This is a genomic window from Chryseobacterium ginsengisoli (genome assembly GCF_039542325.1).
GTDB classification, from domain to species: Bacteria; Bacteroidota; Bacteroidia; order Flavobacteriales; family Weeksellaceae; genus Chryseobacterium; species Chryseobacterium ginsengisoli.
Genome location: NZ_BAABHX010000004.1, coordinates 1 through 26,060 on the forward strand (window position 1 = coordinate 1; position 26,060 = coordinate 26,060).

Consider the following 26,060-nt stretch of genomic DNA (forward strand, 5'->3'; position numbering starts at 1 on the left):
TTACCTAAGACCTATAATCTGCAACCTGAACCTTATATACAACCTTTAGGGTGGTTTTAGCGGTGGGGCTCACCTGTTCCCATTCCGAACACAGAAGTTAAGCCCACCAGCGCCGATGGTACTGCGACAAGCGGGAGAGTAGGTCGCCGCCAGTTTTTATTTAAAGTCTCATACATGTATTTGTATGAGACTTTTTTTGTTTTATACTTACTTCCAAATAAAGGAACTTCGAGGATGCTAAATATAAATAAAGATATTAAAGTATAATCGATAAATTTTACGAATGTTTTAATTTAACATTTCTTAACGAATGATTTTTATTTCTTACTTTTGGAGAATTCAATTTTATGCAATGAAATTATATAAATTATCTTTATTGATGCTAGTTTTGGGGAGCAGTGCATTTGCTCAGACCCAGAAATTTACAATGGCGGAGGCTGTAAACGGGATGAGAACGAATTTAGTCGTTAAAAATATTTCACAATTTTCATGGTCTGCAGATGGGAAGTCATATATTCATGCGGTGAAAAGCGGTTATTTAATTACAGATTTAAAGACTAATAAACAGGATACGTTGGTATCTTTAACACAGTTGAATAAAAATCTGACGGACAACAAATTCAAAGCTGTTCCTCAAATTAAATTCGTCAGCAATTCTAACGGTTATTTTAATTCAAATGGGAAAATGGTTTGGGTTGAAAAATCAGGAAGTGACTGGAAAACGAAAAACTCTGTTGCTGTTGATGAAAATGCTTCTAACGTAAAGGTTTTTGGAGATAACCAGACCTTTGCATTTACAGTAAAGAATAATTTATTTATTAGTAAAAACGGAAAAACAATCGCTGTAACAAACGATTCAGATGAAAACATTCTGAACGGTGCTGCAAACGTTCACAGAAATGAATTCGGAATTGATACAGGAATTTTCCCGGCTCCAAATTCTGAAAGTGTAGCATTCTACAGAATGGATCAGACAATGGTTGCAGATTATCCGGTGATCAACTGGTCTGTAACTCCGGCTGTGAACCACAACATCAAATATCCGATGGCTGGACAAACTTCGCATCAGGTTATTTTGGGAATTTTCAATATTAAAACTCAGCAAACAACTTTCCTGAAAATTGAAGGCGAAAAAGATCAATATTTAACTGCTGTAACTTGGAGTCCGGATTCAAAATATATTTTTGTAGGCGTTCTGAACAGAGGTCAGAATCATTTGAAAATGAATCAGTATGACGCTGCAACAGGAAATTTAGTAAAAACATTATTCGAAGAGACAGACAGTAAATATGTTGAACCTCAACATCCTTTGACGTTCTTCCCGAATTCAAATACGGACTTTATTTGGCAGAGTCAGAGAACTGGATATAATCATTTATTTCATTATAGCTTAGAAAAAGGATTGGTTGCTCAGATCACAAAAGGCGATTGGCTGGTTTCTGAGATTTTAGGTTTTAATGAAAAGAAAAAAGAAATTTATTTCACTTCTACAAAAGAAACTCCTTTAGAAAAACATTTGTACAGAATCAACTGGACGAATTTCAAAATGCAGAGAATGGATAATGCAGATGGAGTTCATACAGGAGTTTTGAGCAGTGACGGAAATTATTTGTACGATGTTTACAGCAATGCAGATACACCAAGAGTTGCCAATATTATTAATACAAATACACTAAAAACAGATAATCTTCTTACTGCGGAAAATACATTAAAAAATTATCAGAGACCTGAAATTAAAAATGTAAACTTGAAAGCGGATGACGGAACAATTTTGTACGGGAAAATGATTCTTCCAACGAATTTTGACGCAAGTAAGAAATATCCTGTCATTGTTTATTTGTATAATGGCCCACATTTACAATTAATTACAAACACTTTCCCTGCATCTGGAAATCTTTGGTATGAATATATGGCTCAAAACGGATACATCATTTTCACAATGGATGGAAGAGGTTCAGCGAATCGTGGAATGAAATTCGAACAGGCTGTTTTCAGGAATTTGGGGACAACTGAAATGAATGACCAGATGAAAGGAGTTGAATACTTAAAGTCTCTTCCTTATGTAGATTCGGAAAGAATGGGAATCCACGGATGGAGTTTTGGCGGTTTTATGACGACAAGCTTTATGCTTCGTAAGCCTGATGTTTTCAAAGTAGGTGTTGCAGGAGGTCCTGTAATTGACTGGAGCATGTACGAAATCATGTATGGTGAAAGATATATGGATACGCCACAGGAAAATCCTCAAGGTTATGCAACAGCGAATCTTTTGGATAAAGTTCAGAATCTGAAAGGAAGATTATTGATGATTCACGGAGCGCAGGATGATGTAGTTGTTTGGCAGCATTCGATCAAATTTATAAAATCGGCAGTTGATAACGGGGTGCAATTGGATTATTTTGTTTATCCGGGACATCCACATAATGTTATCGGAAAAGACAGAGTGCATTTGATGCAGAAAGTAACAGATTATTTTAATCAGAATCTAAAGAAATAATTGTTAAAAATATAAAATAAGCTTTGTAAAAACAGCCGGTATTACTTTCACATATAATTTGTTGAGATTTCCGTCTTTTTATTGGCTTTAAGACCACTTCCCCGTTCCAAAAGATAGCTTTTTTGAACTATTTCTAAGGAATGGGGATTTTTATTTGTCTTGAATAGATTTCCAGATTTTTCTTTTGAAAAGCAATTTTTAAAACCTAAAGTTAATTCTCATTATGAGTATTGAAAAAATAAATAGAGTCCATTTTCATACCTTTGATTCATTAAGATTTTTTTCTTTTCTGTTGGTATTTCTATTTCATGCGGGCATTCCAGAAGGTAGTTTTTTAAATTATTTTTCAAGAGGGGCAATTGGCGTTTCATTTTTCTTTGTTTTGAGTGGCTTCTTAATTACTTACATATTGTTGGTTGACAAATTAAATAATCAAAACATTTCCCTCAAGAATTTTTTTAAGAAAAGGATGCTAAGAATTTGGCCTCTATATTATTTCATGATTTTATTTGCCTTTTGCACACCATTTCTCCTCAATTTATTTCATTTGCCGTCTTCTGATGAAGGTTTTAAGCCGAATTGGTTTCTTACTCTTACTTTTCTCGAAAACTATGAAGTAATGTATAGAGGAGGGCATCCTAATGTTTCTCCGATACAGGTAATTTGGTCACTTTGTATAGAAGAACATTTTTATGTGATCTGGGGAATTACGATGTATTTTATTTCCGTTAAGCATATTCCAAAACTTATCATAATATGTTTGATAATTTCTTTTGGATTTAGAATTACTTATAGCATATTGGAAATTAGAGATTGGGATGTCTTTTCTAATTTAGATTACTTTGCTCTTGGTGCAATTCCCGCATATGTTTTCGTTTTTAAAAAGAATATTATTGAAAAACTTAATAAAATTCCGGCAATTTATAAATATGTATATTTTTTAATCGTAATCTTATTCATTACTATGCCTATAGAATTTCTTGTATTCGGATACTTTAATTTCAGACATATTTTCTTCGGTATTTTATTTTCTTTGTTAATACTTCTCACCCTGGGAAATAAAAACGTATTTAAGCTGTCGGATAACGGTATCTTCGCAAAACTAGGCAAATATACTTACGGATTGTATCTCATTCACATGATGCCGATAATGTTATTGATAAAAATAGGCGATAAATATCATATCGAACCCCACCTTAGAATCTTTATATCGCTTGTGGTAACTATTATTCTTGCTTATTTATCTTATCACCTTTTCGAAAAGCAATTCTTAAAGCTTAAAAGTAAAATTAAGGCTTAGTCTTACTTTCTTTCTTATCAAACATCAATGTATTTGATTTTTAAGTAACCTAATTTTGTATCTATAAAATCAACAATATGGAATTAGGAATAGGAATGTTTGGCGATTTAGCTTTCGACCAGACAACCGGAAAATATAGAGATGCGGGAGTGAAAATCCGCGAAATTCTTGAGCAGGTAAAATTCATGGATGAAGTGGAAATTGATGTTTTTGCAATGGGAGAACATCACCGTCCGGATTATGCGGTTTCTTCCCCTGAAATTGTTTTAGCAGCAGCGGCAAGTATTACCAAAAATATAAAATTAGCGAGTGGTGTAACAGTTTTAAGTTCATCGGAACCGGTAAAAGTATATGAAGATTTTGCAACTTTAGATTTAATTTCTGACGGACGTGCGGAGATTTTCGTTGGTCGTGGAAGCTTTATTGAATCTTTTCCGTTATACGGATATTCTTTGAATGATTATGAAGAACTTTTCGACGAGAAATTAGATTTATTATTAAAAATCAATTCAGAAGAAAATGTAACGTGGAAAGGAAAACTTCGTGCGCCAATGCAAAATCAGACCGTTTATCCAAGAGCAAAAAATGACGGAAAGTTATCGATCTGGAGAGCTGTCGGAGGAACTCCGCAATCTGTTTTGAGTGCAGCCGAATTGGGAATGCCTTTGGTTGTTGCAATTATCGGAGGAATGCCGATTCAGTTTAGAAATTTAATTGAATTTTATAAGCAGGAATATAAAAAAGCAGGTCATGATGAATCCAAAATGCAGATTGCCATCCATTCTCACTCTTTCGTAAGTAATGATCCTGAAGTGATTGACGGATATTTCAACAACTACAAATCTCAAATGGATAGAATTGGTTCTTCAAGAGGTTGGGCTCCTTATACAAAAGAGCAATATGAAGGTGGAAGAAGCAAAGACGGAGCTTTATTCATCGGAAATCCGAAAGAAGTTGCCGACAAAATTGCTTACATGAAGGAAATCTTCGGAATTACAAGATTCGTTGGCCACATGGATGTCGGAGATCCTTCTCATGATGTTATGATGAAGTCGATCGAGCTATTCGGAAAAGAAGTAAAACCGGTTATTAAAGATCTTTAAAATAAAACCTCCACTGAAAACTATCAGTGGAGGTTTCTCTTTAATAAATCATCTATAGTAAGCCACAATGGGCGGGTTTACAAGAAAAAAATAATCAATATGAAAAAATGAACGAGCCCTTGAAGGATAACTTAAAATAGAATAGGGATGTAAAAATTATATGATCATGCTGCATTGTAATATGCAATCGCAACCTGCGGATGAAAACCAAACATAAATGTTTCAAAATTATCACCTGAACTATTTTTGCTTAAAAGATACTTATTGTCAATAATATCAATTAATAATAATTCAGGAGTGTAAAATGTTAATCCCACTTTATGTTTTGATGAATCTTCTACATTCGAACTGATGAGATCCAGCTTAAAGCTTTCAATCGGAAAAAATGTGTTTCCCAAAACATCGGGAAGACTTTTAATTTCTCCGTTTAATTGCGAAACATAATTCACAACCGCTGAACTCAGCAAAAACGGAATTCTGTCTGCATGAGAATTCTTCAATAATAATTCCCAATAGTTTTTCACCGGATTTTGCTTATCATCAAAAACCTGATGCTGGATTTTATATTCAAAATAAGTATCTTCAAAGATATATTTATCCCATGCCATTGTCGAATTCTGATCAATTACAATTCGAAACGCCAATTTTATTTTAGCTTTCATGATTTTTAAATTTTAATAAAACAGGGCAGTTTTTTCCTAATTCCGCCCTGATCCTAAACAAAATTGATATGAAAAAATATCTAACGCTTAAAAAAGCATTAATACTTAATTAATTTACCAAAACCTTAAGGTCTTCATTAAATGTTCCTTTGGAATTGTCAATAGTAATTTTTGCTACATACATTCCTGATTTTAATTGATTTCTGCTCATCTTTATTTCCTGCTTTCCTGCTGAGAGTTTTTGTTTATCAATCACTGTTAAGAGTTTTCTTCCGCTTGCATCATAAAGTGTGATACTTACGGTAGATTTTTCATTTAAAGTAATTGGAAAAACGGTCTCTTCCCGAAATGGATTTGGATAATTTTGTTCCACTTTAAAATTTTTGGTGTTTGCAACTTCCTGTGTTCCAAGAACTGCTCCTGCAACATATATTGTATGTGTTAAGGTATAACCGCCCGAAAGCGAACCTGTCACTGTACTCATTTCTGTACTTGTTCCGTCTGAGAAAACATTATCACTAGCGTTATAAGTGTAGCCTGTCATTCCTTTTGTATAACCATAAGAAGTTCCGTTTACATTTACATTATAAACTGCACTTGTTGTACCTTCAGGAAATGCAATCTGCGTTACCAAAAGAGAAGTACCGTCCGGTTTATAAATATGAACATGAATATGCGTAGCTCTGCTTTGATACCAACCGGGAAAAATACTCGTAAAACTTACCAAACCATTGGCATCGGTAGTCTGTCGTCCGCGAAGAAAATGATAATTGGTATAATTGACAGTCTGCATTGTTGTTCCTCCGTATTCAGAGTAATTTCCATCCTTATCGCAATGCCAAACATCTACCAAAACACCTTGATAAGCTGCACAGTTTCCATTGGTATTTTTGATATAAATATTCATCGTAAATGCAACTCCGGTTCTGTCAGCGATAATATTGCTTTGAACTAAACTTGAAGGAGTATGCGTCGGAAAAGGACCTTCTGTTTCCGAATTGGTCACTGTACAGGTCAAAAGACTTTTCGCGATATTATTTACAGTAATTTCTTCCGAAAAGATTTCCGATCGTAGAAGAGTGGGTGCTGCAACTGCAATTCCTGCAAGCCCAAGAGAATTTCTTAAAAAGTTTTTTCTATCCATATTTTCTAATTTTTTCTATTAAATCTCAAAGAAAATAATGAGCGCATTTTCGCTTAAAGCTTCAAATTCCAATGTTTCAAGCTTAGAGATAATGATCGCATCTCGTACTTCCATTAATCTGTTCTGAAACTCAAAAGCACCGTTGATCACCATTCCGAAAATGGATTTTCCTTTTTTATATAAAGAATATTCCTCTTCTCGTCTTCCATCGTAAAGTCCGATGAAATTGGGCAGTTTCAGGTTTTCTGAAATTTGTATTAAAGTATTTTTTTGATCCAAATTCAAATCTTCAACCGTGAAAAAATCTCCTTCTGTTTTACTTTTTAATTCAAAAATTAAGATATCGGCTTTTTCATTCGGGAGATTGTTTTTAATAGTTAAAAAATTATTGTCACTTGATTTTAATGTAAAAATCTGTTCCGCTGAAATAGGCTTTTCAAAATCATTGATCAAAATTTCTCCATAAAGAACAATTATAAGAATGGAAGAATTCGACTGATATTTCAACTCAAAGCTGCCGTTTCTGTCAAAAACAACTTCAATTGTTCTTCTGAGTCTGCAATCTTCTTCGATGACCATTTCATTCAAAATACAGGAATTTTCCTTCTTCCAAACTGAAAGATCAGCTTTAAATATTCTTGATGGGTTTTGAACTAACATGATTTCCCGATTTTAAAAAATTCCACACTGCACAGATAAACACATTTTTTAATCACTTCACAACCGTGTAAATCTGTGCGTTTTGTGGAAAACTAATAAACTAATATTAAACAACCTCTCTTTTGTTTTGCTTAAGCCGAAACTTTTATCGTATGGGTCAGAGCGAAACCTCCGCTTACGCTTCCCGAAATACTGGACATTTCGTTGAAGGTTCCATCACTGAACACGTTATCATTCGCATTGTATGTATATCCGCTCATACCTTTGTAGCCTGTACTTGCGCCTACTTGTACCACCGCACTGTCTGTTCCTTCGGGAAAAGCAATCTGTGTTACCAAAAGCGACTGTCCTGCAGTATTATAAATATGAACATGAATATGAGTTGCTCTTCCGCTGTACCAACCCGGGAAAATTGAAGTGAAATTCACTTTTCCATTGGCATCTGTTGTTTGTCTTCCTCTTAAAAAATGTACGGAAGTATAATTGGTCGATTGCATACTCGTTCCGCCGTATTCGGAATAATTTCCTTCTTTATCGCAATGCCAAATGTCAACAATTGCGCCTTGTAAATTTGCACAACTTGCATTCACATTCTGCACTGTAATTGCGATTGTAAAAGGAACTCCTGTTCTGTCACTTACAATATTGGTCTGAACCAATGTTGATGGTGATTTTGTCGGGAACGGACCTTCAGTTTCAGAATTTGTTACCGAACATCCTGTTGCAGATGATCCGGAACCTGAGCTTGATCCTGAAGAACTGGAAGATGAATTTATAACATCATCGTCACTTCCGCAATGGATTAAAAGCGGAGCGGCAACAGCTGTAACTCCGGCTAAACCAAGGGTTTTCAAAAAGCCCTTTCTATCTATTGTTTTCATAACACAGGGTTTTTAAGGTTTAATTATTTAAATGACTGTAGTATAAATTCTTCATTTTCTTTCGTTCTTCAAATTTTCTATATCAAATGTATTTTGAAAAAAAAAGCTGATGAAATTTATGAGGTAAACGATTAAAATGTGTCGGTAAATGATTCTTTTTTAAGAAATATTAAGATCTTTTTCTGAATATCTAAAGTATAAAAACGGAAGAATTCCCTTCCAAAGGAGGGGTGGCGAAAATTTCAAAGAAATTTTTGACGGGGTGGTTTATAAAATAACTGATTGGTGGTATTTAGGAGTCATTGTATTTACATAGTATTTCCTAGCCCTGATTGCAGTGGAAATCCTTTTTTGAAAAAAAAGATTGTAACAGAAAGCAGGAAATAGCTCCTGAAAAAAATTATTTAGTCACAATTTTCATCACAATATCTTTGTAAGTTTCCCCGATGGGAATGATAAAATCCCCGATGTGAATATTGCGGTTGACAATGGTTTTGATATTATTCACAGGAACAATGTAAGAACGATGAACCCTTGTGAAATCCTTTTCAGACAGCTTTTCCATAATATTTTTCATGGAAGAACGGGCTGTGATTTTTGAGTTATCCGTAAGATGAATCTGAATATAATCATCTAGACCTTCAATGAGAAGAATATCATTAAAATTGATCTTGTGAAGCTTGTAATCTGCACGGATGGAAAGATATTTTACGTCATCATTTTCATTATTAATCTTTACTTTTTCTACCGCAGCTTTGAATCTTTCAAAGGAAAAAGGTTTTAATAAATAATCTACAGCATTGATACTGAATGCGTCAACTGCATATTCGGAATAAGCGGTAGTGAAAATAACTTTCGTGTTTTGGGAAATACTTTTGTAAAAATCCAGACCGTTTTTAGAAGGCATTTCAATATCCAGAAAGATGAGGTCGACGGGAAATTTGTTGAGATATTTTTGGGCATCACTTTGCGTATTGAAAATTTTTTCGAGGGAAAGATTTTCAATTTTTCCGGCATAATTCTCAATGATTTTAAGTGCGAGAATTTCGTCGTCCAAAGCAATGGCTTTTATCATATTTTTTTAAATTAGATTAATTCTTAAATCGACATTGTACGTTTTTCCGTCATTAGTGATTGTCAATGTGTGTTTTTCTTCGTAAACCTGATTCAGATGTTCAATTGTATTTTTTAAACCGATTTTCAGGCTAATTTCGTCTGTAATGCTTTCATTTACAATATTATTGGAAACACTGAAATTCAAAACATTTTCCTGAACAATAACTTTTACAGCTATTTTTGAATTTTTTTCCGCATTAAAACCATATTTGAAAGCATTTTCAATAAAATTAACCAAAATAAACGGTGCAATCTGTAAACCCTTCGTTTCGCCTATTTCCGTATATGAAAAATCTAAACTGTTATCGGTTCTTACCAATTGAAGCGCGACATAATCTTTTAAATATTCAATTTCTTTGTCCAATTCAACGAAGTCTTTGCTGCTTTCCTGAACTACGTAACGCATGACGTTCGACAATTTCAAAATTCCATTCGGAGCATCATCGGATTTTAATAATGCCAAAGAGTAAATTGAGTTTAAAATGTTAAATAAAAAATGAGGCTGAAGCTGATATTTTAAATTTAATAATTCTGCTTTGGCTTTTGATCGTTCCAGTTCTTTCTTCTCATTATTTCTAAAGATAAACAACGATGACAAAAAAGAAAACAAAAATGGCAAAACAGACGAAAAAATCATTTGATGATATGATCCGTCATTTCTCGGACCGAAATTTGGGCGTAGATGTTTTCCTTCCATTGGCGGTGGAAAATTGCCATTTGGAGCATGCATTTCAGGCGGTCCCATTTGCATTTGCGAAGGTTGCCCCGAGAAAATATTTTCTGAAGCCAAATAATAAGGCAGAAAAACCATGATTCCGAAACTTATCAAAATACAGATCGTAAAAGGCAGATATTTCTTCTTGCCATAAAGTTTCGGAAGGAAAATATTTAGGTTGACATAGAAAAAAATGATAACCAATACAAACCGAATAAATTCCCTCTGAAATGGCGATACCCTGAAAACCGATAAAGTCCCGTCGAAATCCGGGGAAGAAACAATCGGGATTGTCAATAATAGAGGAATCAGGATGATATGCGGCAAAAATCTTTTCACAAATGACTATTTTTTATTCAAATGTAAATAAAAACTCTTTAAAATAATAGATTAAATAATTTTGATCAAACTTCCGCGGTCTTCATCTTTCACAATTTCCAATGCCACAGGAATTTTTTCTTTCAATTCTTCCACATGCGAGATAATTCCTACAATTCTGTTTTCTTTTTGAAGAGCATTCAGTGTTTCAAATACAATATTTACAGATTCTATATCCTGAGTTCCAAAGCCTTCATCAATAAAAAAGAAATTTTTGTTTGACTGCGCATTTGCCTGAACACTTTCCGCCAAAGCAAGAGCCAGACTTAAAGAAACCTGAAAAGCTTGTCCACCGGATAATGTTTTTACGCTTCGGCTTCTGCCTTCGTTGAGGTAGTCGATAATCTCAAAATCATTATTTTCATTGAGCTGAAGACTAAGTTGATTTCGGGTCATTCTGTGGAACCTGATATTGGCATGATCGCATAACTGACGAAGATAAATAGACGAAACATACTGTACAAAACCGGCTCCTTTGAACAAATTTGTCATTACTTTCAGATTTTCGGCACGTTTGTGAAGTTTTGATTGTTCTTTTAGTAAATCTTCTTTTTTACGGTATTCTTTTTCTAACCTTTCGATTTCTGTAGTAAGTTTTACTACGAAATTGTTGATTTGCTTTAATACATTTTCAGCTTCGGTGAATTCTTTTTCTTTTATAGAAAAAAGTTCGTCGTCGAAGGAAAAATCTTTTAATTTTATTTCTAATTCGGAGATTCCGTTCTTTAGGATTTCAAAATCTATTTTAAATTTTTGAATTTTGTTTCTTAATTCTTCGACATTGATTTTCTTTTCTAAAATATTTTCAATCTGGCTGAAATCGGTAAAATTATTTTCTGATAACGACTTTTCAATGGATTCAAGATTAGAAGAAATTTCTGATTTTAATTCTGAGATCTGTTTTTCCAATTGGCTCAGAATTGTTTTTTGTTCTGCCAGTTTTGGTGAAATTTCTTTTTCTTTTTGAATTAATTCCTGATAATTTTTCTCTGTTTCAATATTGGATTTTGCTAGTTTTTCATAAATATTTTCAACCTCTTCAGATAATTTTTGATGATAATTCTCCCAGTCTAATATCTTTAAATTAGAACGATTCGTGTTGATTTGTTCTTCTTTTTTTGCTTCCTGAATTTTAAAAATTTCTAGCGCCTTTTGATATTTTTCCAGATTTTCCAGTTCTTTTGCTGCTGCTTCTCTCTGTTTGGAAATGTTTTGATTAATATGCTCAATCTGCTTTTCCGTTTCTAATGATTGTAAACGTTTTTGTTCAAATTCGGTTTCATTTTCAGGATTAAATTCAGTCCAGACAAAACTATCTAAGTGGTTCTGAATATTATTTTGAATTTCTAAAATGGTTTCCTGTTCAATTTTCAGTTGATTTTCAAAAATATTTTTTCTCTCCAGAATTTTATCAGTTTCATTTTCCTGTTTTTGAAGATTGATTAATTCCTGATCTACAGATTGAATTTTCTCCTGAATTTCCTGCAATTCTGTATTCACGTCATGAAATTCTACAATATTCGGATGTTCAGAAGATCCACAAAGCGGACAGGCTTCACCGTTATGAAGTTCACTGGAAAATTTTGAAAGTTCCTGCTGGATTTTTAAATGATCAAGTTTTTGTGAAAATTCTTTCTTTTGAGCTTCTAAAGTTTCTTTCTTGGTTTTAAAATCTTCTTTAAAGTTTTCAGGAAAAGCTTTTAATTCTTCTGAAATTTGCTGAATCTGTGATTCTTGTTTTCTGATTTTTTCAGTTTGATCTTCTTGCGATTTTCTGAAATTTTTCTGTTGAATATACCAGTTTCCAACATTTAAAAGTAGAGTAGAATCAAGTTTTTTTGTTTTTAATTCTTCGGTTTCTTTAGAAAGCTGATCAATATTCTGCTGAATATTTTTCCTTTTTCCTTCAACTTCGGTGACTTCTTTTGAGCCTTTTTGCGTTCTTTCTTTAAGATTTTTAATCTCATCCGAATATTTCAGGATCTGCAAAATAAGGTTTAAATCATTTTCCTGTATTTTAGATTGTTCCAGAGCTTCAAATTTTGGCTGAAGATTCGCAATATGTTCTTTTATTGTATTAAACTGTAATTCTGTTTCCTGAACAATTTTAGTTTGTTTTTCCGTTTCAGATTGTTTTCCTGAAATCTCTTTGGACAATTTTTCTTTTTCAGAAATTAGCGGATTGAAAATTCTCGAAATACGATCATACAGATCCGTTTCAGCTTCTAAAATATCAATTTCAGCTTTTTGATTTGATAATGTCTTGAAACTTTCTTTTTTTTGTTGTAGATTTTCAAAATCAGTTTTCAAACTTTTAAGTTGTTGATAACTTTCATTAATTTTTTGAAAATTTTCTTTAGCTTCCTGAAGCTTTTGTTGTTCGGAATTTAAATTTTCTTTGTTTAGCGAAATTGTTTCTTCGTTAATTTCCTCAAAACCTTTCAATTGTCCGTCCAGTTGATCCAATTCGGATCTGTTTTTTATGTTGAGAGAAGAAACATTATTTTGAAGATCATAACGCTGAAGTCCGAAAATTTCCTTCATCATATTGGTTCTTTCCGTAGCTCCCAATTCCAGAAATTCTTTAAACTGACCTTGCGGAATGATGATTGTTCTTTTAAAATTCGAGTAACTAAGACCAATAATCTGCTCAGCATTAGAATGTTCCAAAGGAATCCATTTGTTATCAACATTTTCATAAAACGTGACGGAGCTCGGTTTTACATCATCAAATTTTTTAGAATTACGTTTAAAATCTCTTGCAGCACGAAAAAGTTTATTTTCAAAATTTAAGAAATCAAACTCAATATAAGAAGAGTTCGATTTTAGATTCATCATATTGTACGCTCTTTTGTCGCGCATATTTAAACGTTCCGTTTCGCCATAAAGTGCAAAAGAAATGGCTTCAAGAACAGATGATTTTCCGGAACCGACGGAACCGAATATTCCAAATAATCCGGCATCTGTAAGGTTTTTAAAATTAATAATCTGGCGTTGCTGATAAGAATAAAGTCCTTCGATTGTTAGCTGAACAGGGATCATAGCTTAAGCATTTAAAATTTCGTTAAACAAATTCATCAGGTCTTCATTGGCTTTTTGTCCGCCGTTTTTTGATTTAAAATAATCCTGAAATAGAGATTCTATATTTTGGTTTAAATTGATCTCATGAACAGAATTTTCGTTAAAATCCTGATTTTTAATTTTTGGAATTAAATAAACGATACCGTTGTGAGATTGATAGAGAAGTTTTCGTTCATCGGCAGTCAAAAATGTTTCACTTTCTAAGGTCAGTTCGACAAAAGTATTTGGATTTTCACTTAACCAATTAACGGCTTTTTCCACAGAATCAAATGTTTTTCTTGCCAGACTTTTTCCGTTTTGTAAGTGGATTTTTTCAAAAGAAACATTTTTTCTGGGTTCCGCGTCAATGATAGAAATATATTTTTTCTGTCCGGCTTCACTGAAACTGTAGCAAAGAGGCGAAGATGAATAAATCACAGGTTTTTCTGCACTTCCGATATTTTGGAAAGCATGCAGATGTCCCAAAGCCGTATATTGAATCTGATCTGGAATAATATCTGAAAAAATAAGATCCGCATTCCCGATTTTAATAGGTTTTTCTCCTTCCGGCTCTTCTAGAATTTCTGCTCCTTTTTTATTCATGTATAAATGGGCAGTCAGAATATTGATGCCGTTTTCGTCACAGAACTGATCGGCAAGATTTTTCCAGTTCTCTGCCAAGACTTTATTGATTTCTTCTTCTTTATTTTCACCAAAATATTCTTTTAGGCGAATTTCATTGGCATAAGGTGTATGTAAAATACGAACCGGAATCTCAGAATTTTTAAATTTTAATTCAATAAAACCTTCTTCAGAATTTGAAATACTGAAATATTCGGTTTCAAAAGGAATAATTTTTGCCTTTGGATGACCGATGAGAATAATTCCGCATTCGCGAGCCAAAGGATCCGGAGCGTTGATGAGATTAGGAGAATCGTGATTTCCGGCAATAGCAATTACAGGACGTTTCCCGTTTAATGATAAATGTTTTAATGTTTTGTAGAACAATTCTACGGCTTCTACACTTGGATTGAAATTATCAAAAAGATCTCCGGCAATGATAATAAGATCCACATTTTGGGCATCAGCAATCTGAATAATTTCATCCATTATCAAAACCTGTTCTTCAAGACGGGAAAATCTATCAAGACGTTTTCCTAAGTGCCAATCGGCGGTATGCAGGATTTTCATAATGTATTATTGGCTTCTCTTGCTTTAAAATCTTCTCGAATTTGTTTTAAACGTGCTTTTCTTTCTGCTTCTGCATTTTGTATTTTACGTTTTTTCTGATCGATTAGTTTTTTATTTTTTTTTCTGTTGGCTTCGTTATTTTTGCTCATATTTATTTTTTACGAGTAATTTCTAAAGGTAATTTGGTGTGAAAATATATCTTTATCAAAAATACTAAAGATTAAGAGCTAAAGCAATTTTAGTGGAGAAGTGGGATAAAATATTTTAATTTTAGGACATTATGGATTGTAAAATCTGACAGGCTTCAAAATGAAATTAATAACTTTACAAAATTATGGAACAACAATCTAAAGATCCGCTTCACGGAAAAAGACTTGATGCCATTCTGGAAGAGTTGGTAGAATATTATAATGGTTTTGAAAAATTGGGTGAACAGATTAATATCAAATGTTTTACAGACAATCCGAGTATTAATTCTTCATTGAAATTTTTAAGAAAAACAGACTGGGCAAGAACGAAAGTGGAGAGTTTGTATTTATATGTTTTAAGGCAGAAAAAGCGAGAGGAATCAAAAGGAAAATAGTATGTTTGATATTCTTCTTTATATGTGTTTCATCGGTCAATGATTTCAAAAGCATTATATTTGTGCCGTTAATCGTGAAATCACGAAAAAAAAGAAAAAAATATGACAATTGAAAACAATCATGTTGTAGCTGTAAAGTACATACTTCATACAATAGAAGAGGATGGAAGCAAGATTCTTGTAGAAGAAACAACAGAAGAAAATCCGCTTACATTTTTATACGGAATGGGAATGATGATCCCAAAGTTTGAGCAAAATATCCTTGGTTTGAAAGCTGGTGATAAAGCTGCTTTTGTAATTCAGCCGGAAGAAGCTTACGGAGAAAAGCAAGAAGATGCTATCGCACAATTGCCGATTGATATGTTCAACGAATCTGGAATTCCTCCAGTTGGAGCAATTTTGCCTTTATCTGACAATCAGGGAAATAATTTTCAGGCATTTGTAGTAGAAGTAACACCGGAAGCTGTTGTGGCAGATCTTAATCATCCAATGGCTGGAAAAGTTTTAGATTTCCAGGTTGAGATTTTAAATACTCGTCCTGCGACAGAAGAAGAGTTATCACATGGTCACGCTCACGGAGTTGACGGAAACGAAGCTCACTAAAAATAATATAAATGTCCGATTTTTTGTCGGACATTTTTTTTACAGATATTTTATTTTAATTTTTTTTGTCATTCTGAATGGAATTTTGCGAAGCAATATGAAGTGAAGAATCTTTTGAAATCAAATATTTGAGATTTTTCGACTTCACTTCGTTTCGCTTAAAATGACAACTGCACAAAAGTGAGATGAAATTTAAATTATTCTAAAAATTCCCCACTCACATAAAACCAACGGTTTTGGATCATTTTGAAAGTCGATAATTCATGATGAACGTGTTTCCGCCCGTCTTCGTCAGTATAAAAAGCTTTAAATTCAACTTTACTGATAGAAGGTTTATCCACAATTTCCAATTTTGTACACTCATTGATCTCGCCCCATTCTTGTAAATCTTTTGTATTATGAAATTGTCTTTTGCCTGGAGATGTTGTTTCCATTAGATATTTTCCATTCGGAATGGCAAATGCAGAAAATCTTGATCGCATCAAAGCTTCTGCAGTTGGAGCATTTTTTTCTCCGGTATGATAAGGTTTACAGCATTCTTCGTAGATTTTTCCTGAGCAGCATGGACAATTCATTTTTTGATTTTTTAAAACACAAATTTACACGAATATTTTTTACAAGTAACCTGAATCCTGTATCAATAGGAACGGGCTTTAGCCCGTTTAAACAATAAATGAATTCAAATTGGCTTTAGCCAAAACTTATAAATTAATATTTCTCCCATAGATTGCACAGATTTTCACAGATGATTACGAATAATCTTTTTAATTACAATAAAATATAATACAAACATCTGTGAAAATCTGTGCAATCTGTGGGAAATAAAAAATATCCACCATTTAAAAACAAAAAAGCATCCAAAAAATGAATGCTTTTAAAAATTATTTAATAAAACCTCTGTTTCTCAATAAAGGCTTAATATCTGGATCATGTCCTGTAAAATCTCTGAATGCCTGATTCAGATCAACAGAATTTCCTACAGAAAGGATATATTTTCTGAAACGATCTCCGTTTTCTCTTGTCAAACCACCGTTCTTTGAAATCCATTCCCAAGCATCGTTGTCTAAAGTTTCAGACCATAAATAAGCATAATATCCTGCAGAATAACCACCGCCCCAAATGTGTGCAAAATAAGGAGTGTGATATCTTGGAGGAACAGTTGCTAACGTAAATCCGTGTTTCGCTAAAGATTCTTTTTCAAAATCTAAAACAGGAATTAATTGACTTTCATTGGTTACTGTGTGCCAATCCATATCCAGTTCAGCTGCGGAAACCAATTCAGTGGTCATATATCCTTGATTGAATGTTGCCGCTTTTTTAATTTTATCAACTAAAGTTTGTGGAATCGGCTGTTTTGTCTCATAATGAAGAGCATAATTTTTCAGAACAACAGGATCTAAAGCCCAGTGTTCATTAATTTGTGAAGGGAATTCAACAAAATCTCTTGGTACATTTGTTCCTGAAAGCGAAGGATATTTCTGACTTGCAAACATTCCGTGGATCGAATGACCAAATTCGTGGAAAATCGTTGATACATCATCATAACTGATTAATGAAGGTTTTCCCGGAGCAGGTTTTTGATAATTGTAGCAGTTTACAATCACAGGTTTTGTTCCTAATAAATAAGACTGCTCAACAAAATTACTCATCCATGCACCACCATTTTTAGAATCTCTTGTGTAAAAATCTAAGTAATAAATCGCGATAGATTTTCCGTCATGATCGAAAACTTCGTAAGTAACAACATCTGGATGATAAACCGGAAGATCTGTTCTTTTTTTGAAAGTCAATCCGTAGAATTTTTCAGCAGCGAAGAAAACTCCTTTTTCCAAAACGGTTGTGATTTCAAAATAAGGTTTAATTTCACTTTCATCAAGATCAAATTTTGCTTTTCTCACCTGTTCAGCGTAAAAATTCCAGTCCCAAGGTTCAACTTTGAAACCGCCGTTTTGCTGATCGATCAGATCCTGAATATCTTTTGCTTCACGTCTTGCCGTTTCTACTGCAGGAGTTGCAATTTGATTCATCAATTTTGTAGCAGCTTCCGGAGTTTTTGCCATTTGATCCTGCAATTTCCAGTCTGCGTAACTTTTTTTACCTAAGATCTGAGCTTTTTTAAGCCTAAGTTTAGCTAACTTTTCAATTGTTTCTCTAGTGTCATTGCCATCATTTTTCTCAGCTCTCAACCAAGATGCTTTGAATAACTTCTCTCTTGTTGCTCTGTTTTTAAGGTTTTGCAAAAGAGGTTGTTGTGTTGTATTTTGTAAAGCCAATAAATACTGACCAGGTTTTCCTGCATTTTTGGCATCTGTTGCAGCCGCAGCAATTTCATCAGCAGAAAGTCCATCCAGTTCTTTAGCATCGGAGAAATAAACTCCGCCCTGCTTTCTCGCTTCCAATAATTTGTTGGAATATTGAGTGGAAAGTGAAGCCAGTTCCTGATTGATTTGCTTTAATTTTTCTTTATCTGCGGAAGAAAGATTCGCTCCTGCAATTTCAAAGTTTTGTTTATAATATTGTAGTAATCTTTTACTTTCAGAATCTAAACCGTTTTCAGAAATAGCCTTAATTCTTTTATAAAGATTTTCATTAAGATACATTTTATCAGAATGTGCTGCAAAAATTGGTGCATACTCTTCATCTAAAGCCTGCAAAGTCGGGTTTGTATTCGCACTTGTTAAGTTTGAAAATACAATCATGGCTCTTTTTAAAATTTCACCACTTTTTTCCAAAGCAACAATCGTGTTTTCGAAAGTCGGAGCATCAGGATTATCGGCGATGCCTAAGATTTGGGAATCATGTTGTTTGAGCCCGAAATCAAAAGCAGGTTTAAAATGTTCGTTCTTAATTTTATCAAACTCAGGAGCTTCATACTGAAGCTTGCTTTTCTTCACGAAAGGGTTTGATGTTAATGTGGAAGGAATAAAAAGTTCCTGTTGATTATCGGCTTTTTTCATTGTAGTACAAGAGTAGTTAAATGCTAATGCAGAAATTAATAATACCGATGTAATATTTTTCATAAATTAGTTGTTAATAAAGTATAAAGATATTAAAACTTAAATTATAAAATTAATAAGCATGAAATCACAATCTATTTTTATTCTATCCGCCTTTGTATTACTAACTTCGTGTGAGAAACACGACCGACAAAACCACGAAAACGGGAAAAGCAGCTGGGTAGAAAAAGTTGTTACAAAAGACAACGGACCTGTAAAAGAGAGAACAGTAACTGGTGATTTTGATGAAATTGAAGTTTCTCAGGCAATTGACGCCGAAATTATAAAGTCTGATGTGGAAAAAGTAGTGATTTCCGCTCCTGAAAATATTATTGATGAGGTTTTGGTCGATAACAGCGGCGGTGAACTTCATATCCATTACAAACCAGGAATCAGAGTAATGAATACCCATAATGTTTCTGCAAAGATTTATACTAAAGATTTCTCAAAATTAAATGCCAATTCTGCGGCGAAAATTACGGTTAAAGATAAATTTGTTCAGGATAAAATGGAGGTTGAAGTTTCAAGTTCGGGTTCTGTTTCCGGAGATCTTGAAGCAAACGATTTCGATATTTCATCTAACAGCAGCGGTAGTTTCAGCGGGAAAATCTGGGCTGTAGACCTTAGTGTTGATGCATCTTCAGCAGCAAGTATTGATGTTTCAGGGAAAGCAAAAAAAGCGGATGTGAGTTCTTCTTCAGGAAGCAGCCTTTCTGCGAAAAACCTTATAGCTGAAAATGTGAGCGCAGAAGCATCGAGCGGTGCAAGTGTTGACATCAGTGCAAGTTCATCAATCAAGGCAGAAGCATCTTCCGGCGGAAGTGTGAGTGTTTATAAAAAAGGAAACGTAACCAACGTGACTAAAGAAGAAAGCAGTGGAGGAAGCGTAACTATTCAATAAATTACTTTTCGATTTCCTCGTCGTCATTGTCATCCGTCGAGGAATCTTCCCATTGTTGATTATCAAAATTTAGATTATCATAAGCAAGTAATTCCTCCTCTCGTTGGAGGATTTCTTTTGTGGTGAAAAGATGCACCTCATCATCGTCATCAGATTTAGCTAATTTTCTGATGGACGCTTTATCAATCGCCATAAATCGTTGTCCCATTCGTCTTGCTGCATATTTTCGCATTCCGGTTTCATGGAGAACATCGACTGCCATATCAACTGCAGTTCCCAATGTTTCACGATAAATATTATTAATTCCATTATTTAGATAATTATAAGCATCAATCCTGTTTTTAGATCTTACAAAAATCTTAACTTCAGGGTAATGTTCACGAACAACATCTGCTACAAATTTATTATCATCGGGATCATCAAGACAAAGAACCAGAATTTTTGCATCTTCAATTCCTGCAGCCCTCAAAGTTGGGATTTTTGTGGCATCTCCGTAATAAACTTTAAAACCGTAACTTCTTAATAATTTCACACGGTCAGAATCTCTGTCGAGAACTGTTGCCGAAATTTTATTAGCTTTTAAAAGACGACCAACCGTGCTTCCGAAATGCCCGAATCCAACGATGATAATTTTCTTTTGCGAAACATCTTTATCTAAAATATTAAAATCACTTTGCTCTTCCGGAACTTCTTTAATAAATTTTGGAATAATCAGTTTATCATTAATAATTAAAAGAAAAGGAGTGATGCACATCGTGATTGCTGTGACAGCCATCATTTGAGCATTCAATTCAGGATTTAAAAGATAAAGACTTGAAGCATAATTAATCAATACAAAAGCAAATTCTCCAACTTGCGACAAAGCAAAAGCATAAAATAAACTTTGTGGAGTATCAATTTTGAAAATTTTCCCGATAATATAGAGTACAATAAATTTTATCGCTAAAACTGCAAAAACTGTCGTGAAAATAAAGGTTGGATCTTTTTGGATGACATTAAAATTCATGGTTGAACCTACACTTACAAAAAATACGGCGAGTAAAAGTCCTTTAAACGGATCGATTTGCGCTTCCAGTTCATGACGGAACTCACTGTTTGCTAACATTACACCTGCAAGGAAAGCTCCTAAAGCAGGAGATAATCCGATTGCAACCATTAATTCAGAAACTCCGATTACTAAAAATAGGGAAGAGGCAGTTAAAAGCTCGGTCATTCCTGATGTGGAAACATACCTTAAAAAAGGAACAAAAACATATCTTCCTAATAAAATCAAAACAACGACTCCCAAAATTACCGTCGCAAACTGCATCCATTCTGGAAGAGTTTGGATTAAAACCTGAATTTCGTTGTCATGATGTTTAGCTTTAAAATTGGCAATAAGCGGCAAAATTGCCAAAATAGGAATCACTGCAATATCCTGGAACAAAAGAGTAGAAAATGATGCTTCTCCAGCTAAGGTTTTTAAGTTATTTTTTTCCTGCAAAGTCTGTAAAACAATTGCTGTGGATGATAAAGCAAAGCACATTGCAATGGCGATTGCTTTGTCGATTTTCCAGCCTGAGCAAATGAAAACAAGGAAAAGTAAAGATATGGTTAGTAACATTTGAGTTAACCCCAATCCTACAATTTTCTTCCGCATTTCCCAGAATTTTCTGGGTTCCAATTCTAATCCGACCAAAAATAATAGCATGATCACACCAAATTCACTAGCGTGCATAATGTCGTTGACATCCTTTCCCGTTAGTCGTAAAACATAAGGACCAATAATAATTCCGCCTGCAATATATCCTATCACGGAACTCAACCCAAATTTTCTAGCCAGCGGAACCATAATAATGGCAACGCCTAAGAAAATAAGTGTGTTCATTGCTAAGCTGGTTTCCATATCTTATTGATTAAGAAGTTCTACGAATTCTTTTTTATGCAAAATGATTTCTTTTTTAGAAAGCTTATTGGCTTCGTAAACGACTTTGACATTTTTAACATTTGCTTTAAAAACATTCAAAGAAACAATGAGTCCGCTGATCAATTCTTCGACGGTATATTTATATGTTCCTTCTTTGGTAAAAGATCTCTCTTTTCCGCCTGTTGTAACGAGGATATGAACTTCTTTTCCCTGCAGAGGATTGTAATGATCTTCTTTCAGCCAATCGCGGTCGAAAACTTCATCGATCCAAAGTTTTAGAAGTGGCGGCATTCCAAACCAAATCAATGGAAGCTGAAAGATAAAGCGATCGTAATTTTTAATTCTTTTTCTTTCCCTAAAGGCGGCAATATGAAAATCAGGATATTCTTCGTAAAGATCCCGAAGCGTAAAATGCTGGTGACGAACATAGAAATTAATGAGCTCTGCATTCGAGTTTGAGTGCTCTAAATAAGGATGCGCAAAAACTACCAACGTCTTCTTCATAAACCTGTTTTCAGTAAATATAATGAAAAAAGTTTGAATTAAAAATAGGTTTTAGGATGATTTAGTGATTTTTTAATATTAAAAACTAAGCTTTATGCTTATATAAGTTAAAGAATTGATACTAAAATTTTCTTTTATTAAAAAGACGTTGTAAATATTTAAGCTAAATGAAAAAATCGATCAATAATGACCGATTTATATTTTTTTGACTGATATAATTTTACCATCCACCAGAAGCACCACCTCCTCCGAAACTTCCGCCACCACCGAAGCCTCCAAATCCGCCGCCGCTGCTTCCTCCTGAACTTCCTCCACCAAATCCGCCTCCTCCGAAGCTTCCTGGAAAAGGGAAAAATCCACCTGGATAATTTCTCCGACCTCTTCTCGAAAGGATAACGTCATCGTCATCATAATTTCCGCCTCCGCCTTTTCCTCCACCTCGGTTTCCAAAAAGTATGATCAGAATGATAAAGATTACAAAAGCAATCAGAATTATTTTAAAAATACTTCCGTCACCGCTACTTTCCTGATTATTTAAAGGTTTGAACTTTCCTTGGACGGCTTCCATTAATGCAGAAGTTCCACGGTTGATTCCTTCATACCATTCTCCCTGCTTAAAATGCGGGGTTACGATATAATCTAAAATCTGCCCTGCAACAGAAGCTGTTAAATATTGTTCAACTGCTCTTCCTTGCTGGATCGACATCGTGTGATCTTCGGTTGCTATTAAAAAAACAATACCGTTATCAACATTTTTTTTTCCTATTCCCCATTTTTCGCCGAACATTGTGGCTAGAAAATTTACATCTTCTCCTTTTGTTGATGGAATTATGACCACTTCAATTTCCGTTGAGGTAGAATCTGCAAAGGCAATCAGCTTTTTGTTAAGGTTATCCTTCTCTTGCTGACTCAGAATATTTGCTTCGTCAAAAACAGGATATAAAACTGAAGGCTTTTCAGGAATAGTGTATTGTGCTGATACAAAACTGTAAAAGCATATTAATAAAAATGAAAAAACTATTTTAAGAGAACGTAATTTCATTAGGAAGTTCGTTGTGGTTTTCTCCTGTTACAGGAAAATATTTTTTTAATTCAAGACCCGTTTCCAGAATTCCGCTTTTTAAAGCTTGGTAGAAATTTCCTTTTGCAAATTCTGAAGTAATGTAATCATGAAGATGATCCCAATATGACTGGTTTACTTTTTCATGAATCCCTGAATCGCCGATAATGGTAAGATATTTTTGTTCAAAATTCACATGAAAAAGTACAGCATTTCTTTCGGCTGTTTTGTTTAAACATAATTCTTCGAAAACTTTAAAGGCAATTTTAGCATTATCTTCATCAGTATTCGAATCAATGTGTACACGAATTTCGCCGGTAGAATGTTCCTCTGCCGATTGAATAGCTTCCACGAGGGAAGCTATCTGTTGGTTTGTTAGGAAATTGCTTGCCATTATTCTGAGAATACTTCAGGTGCTTTTTCAGCTCCTGCTGCTGCTTTGAAATAAGGTTTTTCCTTAAAGTTTGTAAAATTCGCCAAAATATTATTCGGGAAAGTTTTGATCGACGTGTTGTAATCCTGAGCTGCTGCGTTATAATAAACAGTTTCTGTTCTGATGCTGTTTTCAATCGCAGTATATTCTCTCTGGAAATTAATGTATTGCTGATCTGCTTTTAAATTCGGATAAGATTCCACAACTGCCATCAATCTGCTTAATGCTCCTGATAATTCGCCTTGTGCAGCTTGGAATTTTGCTAGATCCTGTTCTGTCATATTGGTAGGATCGATGTTGATAGAAGTTGCTTTTGAACGAGCTTCTACTACTTTTGTCAATGTTTCCTGCTCAAATTTAGAATAAGATTTTACGGTTCTTTCCAGATTTGGGATAAGATTGGCTCTTTTCTGATACACAGTTTCTATATTAGACCACTTTGTATTGGCGTTTTGTTCCTTCGTTACAAAATTATTATAACCACTTTTGCCCCATAAGAACATGAAAAAGACAATAGCAATGAGAACTAAACCGATAATTATTGCGCTCAGACAACCTTTATTTTTCATAGTTTGAATTTTTTTAATATTTTTTGTGCTAACCAAATATACAAATTATGTGCTAATTTTGTAAAAATTTATTTTAATGACAACAATTGTGGTGGCAATGGGAGAAAAAAATGAGATTGGTTTTGAAAACCAGTTGCTTTGGCATCTTCCAAAAGATTTGAAACATTTTAAGGATATTACTTCGGGACATCCGATTATTATGGGAAGAAAAACATATGAAAGTATCGGGAAACCGCTTCCTAACCGTACAAATATTGTTGTTTCGAGAAAAAAGAACTGGTTCGAAGAAGGAATTCTGATTGTAGGAAGTATTAAAGAAGCTGTAAAGTTTGCGAAAAAAATTGATGAGGAAATTTTCATTATCGGTGGCGGAAATATTTATGCGCAGACAATGGATGTTGTTGATAAACTTGAAGTTACTTTAGTAAAAGCTGATCTTAAAGCTGATACGTATTTCCCAAAAATTGACACGAAGGTTTGGAAAAAGGTTAGTGAAACTTGCCATGATAAAGATGATAAAAACCAATATGACTTCTGTTTTCAGACTTACGAGAAAATTAAGAGCGAATAGTTGTGAGAATTCTAGTATCTAACTTCTAGTATCTAACATCTAAATGTTTTATCTTTGCACTTTTAAAATTTAATAATGAATAAATACATAAAAATTGCTATTGCGGCAGTTCTTATCCTTTTAGGACTTTACATGATGATCTTTACGAGAAGTTTAGGTTGGGGAATTGTAGTTTTCCTTTTGGCAGCATTTCCTATTTTTCTTTTCTTTAAGAATGAGAATATTCTTTTGGCTTTCTGGCAGCTGAGAAAGCAAAATATGGAAAAAGCAGGAGTTTGGTTGAAAAATATTACAGATTACCAAGCACAGCTTCATAAGTCTCAGTATGGATATTTCCATTATTTGATGGGATTGACACAAGCTCAGGATCATCCAACGAAAGTGGAACCTTTTATGAAAAAAGCTTTAGAATATGGTTTAAATATGAAGCATGACAGAGCAATGGCAACATTGAATCTTGCGGCTGCAGCAATTTCTAAAGGAAGAAAACAAGAAGGGCAAAGATTATTGGAAGAAGCGAAGAGATTGGATAGTGCAGGAATGATGACGGATCAAATCAAAATGATGAAAGATCAAATGAAAATGCCGACAATGCAGAAGCATATCCACAATCCTAATATGAGAAACAGAGGAAAATTCTAAAAAGAGGTTTATAAAAATATAAAGCATCTAATTTATTTTAGGTGCTTTTTTGTTTTTTCTTGAAGGCGGTGGAGGTGGTGGTTCAGGAGATTTAAAAAATGTATCGTTAGGATAAATTTTTTCTCTGATTAAAGCAAATTTGTCTAATTTTTTGAATTTGTCTTGTAAACCATCATCAAAAAAAGATTTAGATTGATCTCTATTTTTGTAATAAATAACTACAAGTGGAGAACGAAAGTCTTCTTTCGGTTTGTTTTCTTTCTTTAAATATTTAAAATAATTTTCGAAAGATAATTGATCTGAAGCGGGGATATTATAAAATGTTTTTGGTAAATTTTGTTCTCTCTTTCCAAATGAATTAATTTCTGAATGAGTCTGCAGGAATAGAGTGTCATTTTGTTTCACGAAAGTAAAAACCTCATGTGCAAAATACATGCATGCGGAATAATCTACATTGATTTCTATTGTATCACCATTTTCAATTTTTTCTGAAAATTGATATAAGTCTTTTTCAAGATTAAACTTACTCTCATGCTTACAAGATAAAAGTAATGAAAGACAAAATAGAAGAATGAATCTTTTCATTAG

25 protein-coding genes and 1 rRNA gene are annotated in these 26,060 nt (G+C 33.7%); 9 read left to right on the forward strand and 17 right to left on the reverse strand.

The genetic code is table 11. The annotated features are described in order from the left end of the window. The first annotated feature begins 46 nt into the window (after positions 1–46). The 4 genes from rrf to ABD940_RS13245 all read left to right on the forward strand — a co-directional run bounded on the left by rrf (position 47) and on the right by ABD940_RS13245 (position 4,897). A 5S ribosomal RNA gene (gene rrf / locus ABD940_RS13230) occupies positions 47–155 on the forward strand. Positions 156–352: 197 nt separating this feature from the next. Beyond that, a complete protein-coding gene (locus ABD940_RS13235; protein WP_345204733.1) occupies positions 353–2,494 on the forward strand; it encodes a S9 family peptidase in 2,142 nt (713 codons plus the stop codon). A gap of 223 nt (positions 2,495–2,717) precedes the next feature. Further along, on the forward strand, positions 2,718–3,794 hold the full coding sequence (locus tag ABD940_RS13240; RefSeq protein WP_345204737.1) for an acyltransferase family protein: 1,077 nt from the start codon (positions 2,718–2,720) through the stop codon (positions 3,792–3,794). A gap of 77 nt (positions 3,795–3,871) precedes the next feature. Then, positions 3,872–4,897 carry an LLM class flavin-dependent oxidoreductase gene (locus ABD940_RS13245; RefSeq protein WP_345204740.1) on the forward strand — a complete coding sequence of 342 codons (1,026 nt, stop codon included), beginning with the start codon at positions 3,872–3,874 and terminating at the stop codon, positions 4,895–4,897. A 164-nt stretch (positions 4,898–5,061) separates the two neighbouring features. Here ABD940_RS13245 and ABD940_RS13250 read toward each other — a convergent pair whose 3' ends face one another. The 9 genes from ABD940_RS13250 to ABD940_RS13290 form a co-directional block, all read right to left on the reverse strand. After that, positions 5,062–5,559: a hypothetical protein gene (locus ABD940_RS13250; protein ID WP_345204743.1), complete on the reverse strand. Its 498-nt coding sequence runs from the start codon at positions 5,557–5,559 to the stop codon at positions 5,062–5,064. 109 nt (positions 5,560–5,668) lie between these two features. Beyond that, positions 5,669–6,703 carry a T9SS type A sorting domain-containing protein gene (locus tag ABD940_RS13255; RefSeq protein ID WP_345204747.1) on the reverse strand — a complete coding sequence of 345 codons (1,035 nt, stop codon included), beginning with the start codon at positions 6,701–6,703 and terminating at the stop codon, positions 5,669–5,671. An 18-nt stretch (positions 6,704–6,721) separates the two neighbouring features. Further along, entirely contained in the window at positions 6,722–7,363 is a 642-nt protein-coding gene (locus ABD940_RS13260; protein ID WP_345204749.1) for a pirin family protein, read from the reverse strand. A gap of 131 nt (positions 7,364–7,494) precedes the next feature. Next, a complete protein-coding gene (locus ABD940_RS13265; RefSeq protein ID WP_345204752.1) occupies positions 7,495–8,244 on the reverse strand; it encodes a dioxygenase family protein in 750 nt (249 codons plus the stop codon). Between the two features lie 400 nt (positions 8,245–8,644). Beyond that, the gene (locus ABD940_RS13270) at positions 8,645–9,319 is read right to left on the reverse strand and encodes a LytR/AlgR family response regulator transcription factor (protein ID WP_345204754.1); all 675 of its coding nucleotides are present in this window, start codon (positions 9,317–9,319) and stop codon (positions 8,645–8,647) included. A gap of 6 nt (positions 9,320–9,325) precedes the next feature. After that, on the reverse strand, positions 9,326–10,414 hold the full coding sequence (locus ABD940_RS13275; RefSeq protein ID WP_345204758.1) for a sensor histidine kinase: 1,089 nt from the start codon (positions 10,412–10,414) through the stop codon (positions 9,326–9,328). 51 nt (positions 10,415–10,465) lie between these two features. Continuing rightward, the gene (locus ABD940_RS13280) at positions 10,466–13,495 is read right to left on the reverse strand and encodes an AAA family ATPase (protein WP_345204760.1); all 3,030 of its coding nucleotides are present in this window, start codon (positions 13,493–13,495) and stop codon (positions 10,466–10,468) included. A 3-nt stretch (positions 13,496–13,498) separates the two neighbouring features. Then, positions 13,499–14,704 carry a metallophosphoesterase family protein gene (locus ABD940_RS13285; RefSeq protein WP_345204762.1) on the reverse strand — a complete coding sequence of 402 codons (1,206 nt, stop codon included), beginning with the start codon at positions 14,702–14,704 and terminating at the stop codon, positions 13,499–13,501. Then, complete coding sequence (locus ABD940_RS13290; protein ID WP_345204765.1) at positions 14,701–14,853, reverse strand: hypothetical protein; 153 nt, start codon at positions 14,851–14,853, stop codon at positions 14,701–14,703. Before ABD940_RS13290 ends, ABD940_RS13285 begins: the two co-directional genes overlap by 4 nt. 185 nt (positions 14,854–15,038) lie before the next feature. On the opposite strand from ABD940_RS13290, the gene ABD940_RS13295 reads away from it, so the two are divergent. Both ABD940_RS13295 and ABD940_RS13300 read left to right on the forward strand, forming a co-directional pair. Beyond that, the gene (locus ABD940_RS13295) at positions 15,039–15,287 is read left to right on the forward strand and encodes a VF530 family protein (protein ID WP_345204767.1); all 249 of its coding nucleotides are present in this window, start codon (positions 15,039–15,041) and stop codon (positions 15,285–15,287) included. Positions 15,288–15,389: 102 nt separating this feature from the next. Continuing rightward, positions 15,390–15,890: an FKBP-type peptidyl-prolyl cis-trans isomerase gene (locus tag ABD940_RS13300; RefSeq protein ID WP_345204770.1), complete on the forward strand. Its 501-nt coding sequence runs from the start codon at positions 15,390–15,392 to the stop codon at positions 15,888–15,890. A 197-nt stretch (positions 15,891–16,087) separates the two neighbouring features. Here ABD940_RS13300 and ABD940_RS13305 read toward each other — a convergent pair whose 3' ends face one another. Both ABD940_RS13305 and ABD940_RS13310 read right to left on the reverse strand, forming a co-directional pair. Beyond that, on the reverse strand, positions 16,088–16,465 hold the full coding sequence (locus ABD940_RS13305; RefSeq protein ID WP_345204773.1) for a YchJ family protein: 378 nt from the start codon (positions 16,463–16,465) through the stop codon (positions 16,088–16,090). Positions 16,466–16,771: 306 nt separating this feature from the next. Beyond that, the gene (locus ABD940_RS13310) at positions 16,772–18,910 is read right to left on the reverse strand and encodes a M3 family metallopeptidase (protein ID WP_345204775.1); all 2,139 of its coding nucleotides are present in this window, start codon (positions 18,908–18,910) and stop codon (positions 16,772–16,774) included. A 58-nt stretch (positions 18,911–18,968) separates the two neighbouring features. Here ABD940_RS13310 and ABD940_RS13315 point away from each other — a divergent pair, with 58 nt between their 5' ends. Further along, positions 18,969–19,787: a head GIN domain-containing protein gene (locus ABD940_RS13315; protein ID WP_345204778.1), complete on the forward strand. Its 819-nt coding sequence runs from the start codon at positions 18,969–18,971 to the stop codon at positions 19,785–19,787. Position 19,788: 1 nt separating this feature from the next. Here the strand turns inward: ABD940_RS13315 and ABD940_RS13320 are convergent, their stop codons facing one another. From ABD940_RS13320 to ABD940_RS13340, 5 genes are all read right to left on the reverse strand, one after another. After that, on the reverse strand, positions 19,789–21,672 hold the full coding sequence (locus ABD940_RS13320) for a monovalent cation:proton antiporter-2 (CPA2) family protein (RefSeq protein WP_345204781.1): 1,884 nt from the start codon (positions 21,670–21,672) through the stop codon (positions 19,789–19,791). 3 nt (positions 21,673–21,675) lie between these two features. Beyond that, the gene (locus tag ABD940_RS13325; protein ID WP_345204784.1) at positions 21,676–22,197 is read right to left on the reverse strand and encodes an NAD(P)H-dependent oxidoreductase; all 522 of its coding nucleotides are present in this window, start codon (positions 22,195–22,197) and stop codon (positions 21,676–21,678) included. 220 nt (positions 22,198–22,417) lie between these two features. Beyond that, a complete protein-coding gene (locus tag ABD940_RS13330; RefSeq protein ID WP_345204787.1) occupies positions 22,418–23,239 on the reverse strand; it encodes a TPM domain-containing protein in 822 nt (273 codons plus the stop codon). Then, positions 23,220–23,651, reverse strand: a complete 432-nt coding sequence (locus tag ABD940_RS13335) for a TPM domain-containing protein (RefSeq protein WP_345204790.1) — start codon at positions 23,649–23,651, stop codon at positions 23,220–23,222. The genes ABD940_RS13330 and ABD940_RS13335 overlap by 20 nt, the downstream gene beginning before the upstream one ends. Next, positions 23,651–24,259, reverse strand: coding sequence for a LemA family protein (locus tag ABD940_RS13340; RefSeq protein ID WP_345204792.1), 609 nt, complete (start codon positions 24,257–24,259; stop codon positions 23,651–23,653). The genes ABD940_RS13335 and ABD940_RS13340 overlap by 1 nt, the downstream gene beginning before the upstream one ends. Positions 24,260–24,335: 76 nt before the next feature. Here ABD940_RS13340 and ABD940_RS13345 point away from each other — a divergent pair, with 76 nt between their 5' ends. Together ABD940_RS13345 and ABD940_RS13350 are read left to right on the forward strand one after the other, a co-directional pair. Continuing rightward, on the forward strand, positions 24,336–24,830 hold the full coding sequence (locus ABD940_RS13345) for a dihydrofolate reductase (protein WP_345204795.1): 495 nt from the start codon (positions 24,336–24,338) through the stop codon (positions 24,828–24,830). A gap of 75 nt (positions 24,831–24,905) precedes the next feature. Beyond that, positions 24,906–25,472 (forward strand): DUF2892 domain-containing protein, encoded by a 567-nt coding sequence (locus ABD940_RS13350; RefSeq protein ID WP_345204798.1) that lies wholly within the window; start codon positions 24,906–24,908, stop codon positions 25,470–25,472. Positions 25,473–25,499: 27 nt separating this feature from the next. Here the strand turns inward: ABD940_RS13350 and ABD940_RS13355 are convergent, their stop codons facing one another. Next, positions 25,500–26,057 (reverse strand): hypothetical protein, encoded by a 558-nt coding sequence (locus ABD940_RS13355; protein WP_345204800.1) that lies wholly within the window; start codon positions 26,055–26,057, stop codon positions 25,500–25,502. Positions 26,058–26,060 lie beyond the last annotated feature (3 nt).

Bases quoted from the DNA above. Each gene is read 5' to 3' on its own strand.
- ABD940_RS13340 (WP_345204792.1), bottom strand. From the start codon at position 24,259: ATGAAAAATAAAGGTTGTCTGAGCGCAATAATTATCGGTTTAGTTCTC.
- ABD940_RS13290 (WP_345204765.1), bottom strand. From the start codon at position 14,853: ATGAGCAAAAATAACGAAGCCAACAGAAAAAAAAATAAAAAACTAATC.
- ABD940_RS13320 (WP_345204781.1), bottom strand. From the start codon at position 21,672: ATGGAAACCAGCTTAGCAATGAACACACTTATTTTCTTAGGCGTTGCC.
- ABD940_RS13260 (WP_345204749.1), bottom strand. From the start codon at position 7,363: ATGTTAGTTCAAAACCCATCAAGAATATTTAAAGCTGATCTTTCAGTT.
- ABD940_RS13285 (WP_345204762.1), bottom strand. From the start codon at position 14,704: ATGAAAATCCTGCATACCGCCGATTGGCACTTAGGAAAACGTCTTGAT.
- ABD940_RS13315 (WP_345204778.1), top strand. From the start codon at position 18,969: ATGAAATCACAATCTATTTTTATTCTATCCGCCTTTGTATTACTAACT.
- ABD940_RS13250 (WP_345204743.1), bottom strand. From the start codon at position 5,559: ATGAAAGCTAAAATAAAATTGGCGTTTCGAATTGTAATTGATCAGAAT.
- ABD940_RS13355 (WP_345204800.1), bottom strand. From the start codon at position 26,057: ATGAAAAGATTCATTCTTCTATTTTGTCTTTCATTACTTTTATCTTGT.
- ABD940_RS13335 (WP_345204790.1), bottom strand. From the start codon at position 23,651: ATGGCAAGCAATTTCCTAACAAACCAACAGATAGCTTCCCTCGTGGAA.
- ABD940_RS13350 (WP_345204798.1), top strand. From the start codon at position 24,906: ATGAATAAATACATAAAAATTGCTATTGCGGCAGTTCTTATCCTTTTA.
- ABD940_RS13265 (WP_345204752.1), bottom strand. From the start codon at position 8,244: ATGAAAACAATAGATAGAAAGGGCTTTTTGAAAACCCTTGGTTTAGCC.
- ABD940_RS13255 (WP_345204747.1), bottom strand. From the start codon at position 6,703: ATGGATAGAAAAAACTTTTTAAGAAATTCTCTTGGGCTTGCAGGAATT.
- ABD940_RS13270 (WP_345204754.1), bottom strand. From the start codon at position 9,319: ATGATAAAAGCCATTGCTTTGGACGACGAAATTCTCGCACTTAAAATC.
- ABD940_RS13300 (WP_345204770.1), top strand. From the start codon at position 15,390: ATGACAATTGAAAACAATCATGTTGTAGCTGTAAAGTACATACTTCAT.
- ABD940_RS13235 (WP_345204733.1), top strand. From the start codon at position 353: ATGAAATTATATAAATTATCTTTATTGATGCTAGTTTTGGGGAGCAGT.
- ABD940_RS13295 (WP_345204767.1), top strand. From the start codon at position 15,039: ATGGAACAACAATCTAAAGATCCGCTTCACGGAAAAAGACTTGATGCC.
- ABD940_RS13310 (WP_345204775.1), bottom strand. From the start codon at position 18,910: ATGAAAAATATTACATCGGTATTATTAATTTCTGCATTAGCATTTAAC.
- ABD940_RS13280 (WP_345204760.1), bottom strand. From the start codon at position 13,495: ATGATCCCTGTTCAGCTAACAATCGAAGGACTTTATTCTTATCAGCAA.
- ABD940_RS13240 (WP_345204737.1), top strand. From the start codon at position 2,718: ATGAGTATTGAAAAAATAAATAGAGTCCATTTTCATACCTTTGATTCA.
- ABD940_RS13345 (WP_345204795.1), top strand. From the start codon at position 24,336: ATGACAACAATTGTGGTGGCAATGGGAGAAAAAAATGAGATTGGTTTT.
- ABD940_RS13330 (WP_345204787.1), bottom strand. From the start codon at position 23,239: ATGAAATTACGTTCTCTTAAAATAGTTTTTTCATTTTTATTAATATGC.
- ABD940_RS13325 (WP_345204784.1), bottom strand. From the start codon at position 22,197: ATGAAGAAGACGTTGGTAGTTTTTGCGCATCCTTATTTAGAGCACTCA.
- ABD940_RS13245 (WP_345204740.1), top strand. From the start codon at position 3,872: ATGGAATTAGGAATAGGAATGTTTGGCGATTTAGCTTTCGACCAGACA.
- ABD940_RS13305 (WP_345204773.1), bottom strand. From the start codon at position 16,465: ATGAATTGTCCATGCTGCTCAGGAAAAATCTACGAAGAATGCTGTAAA.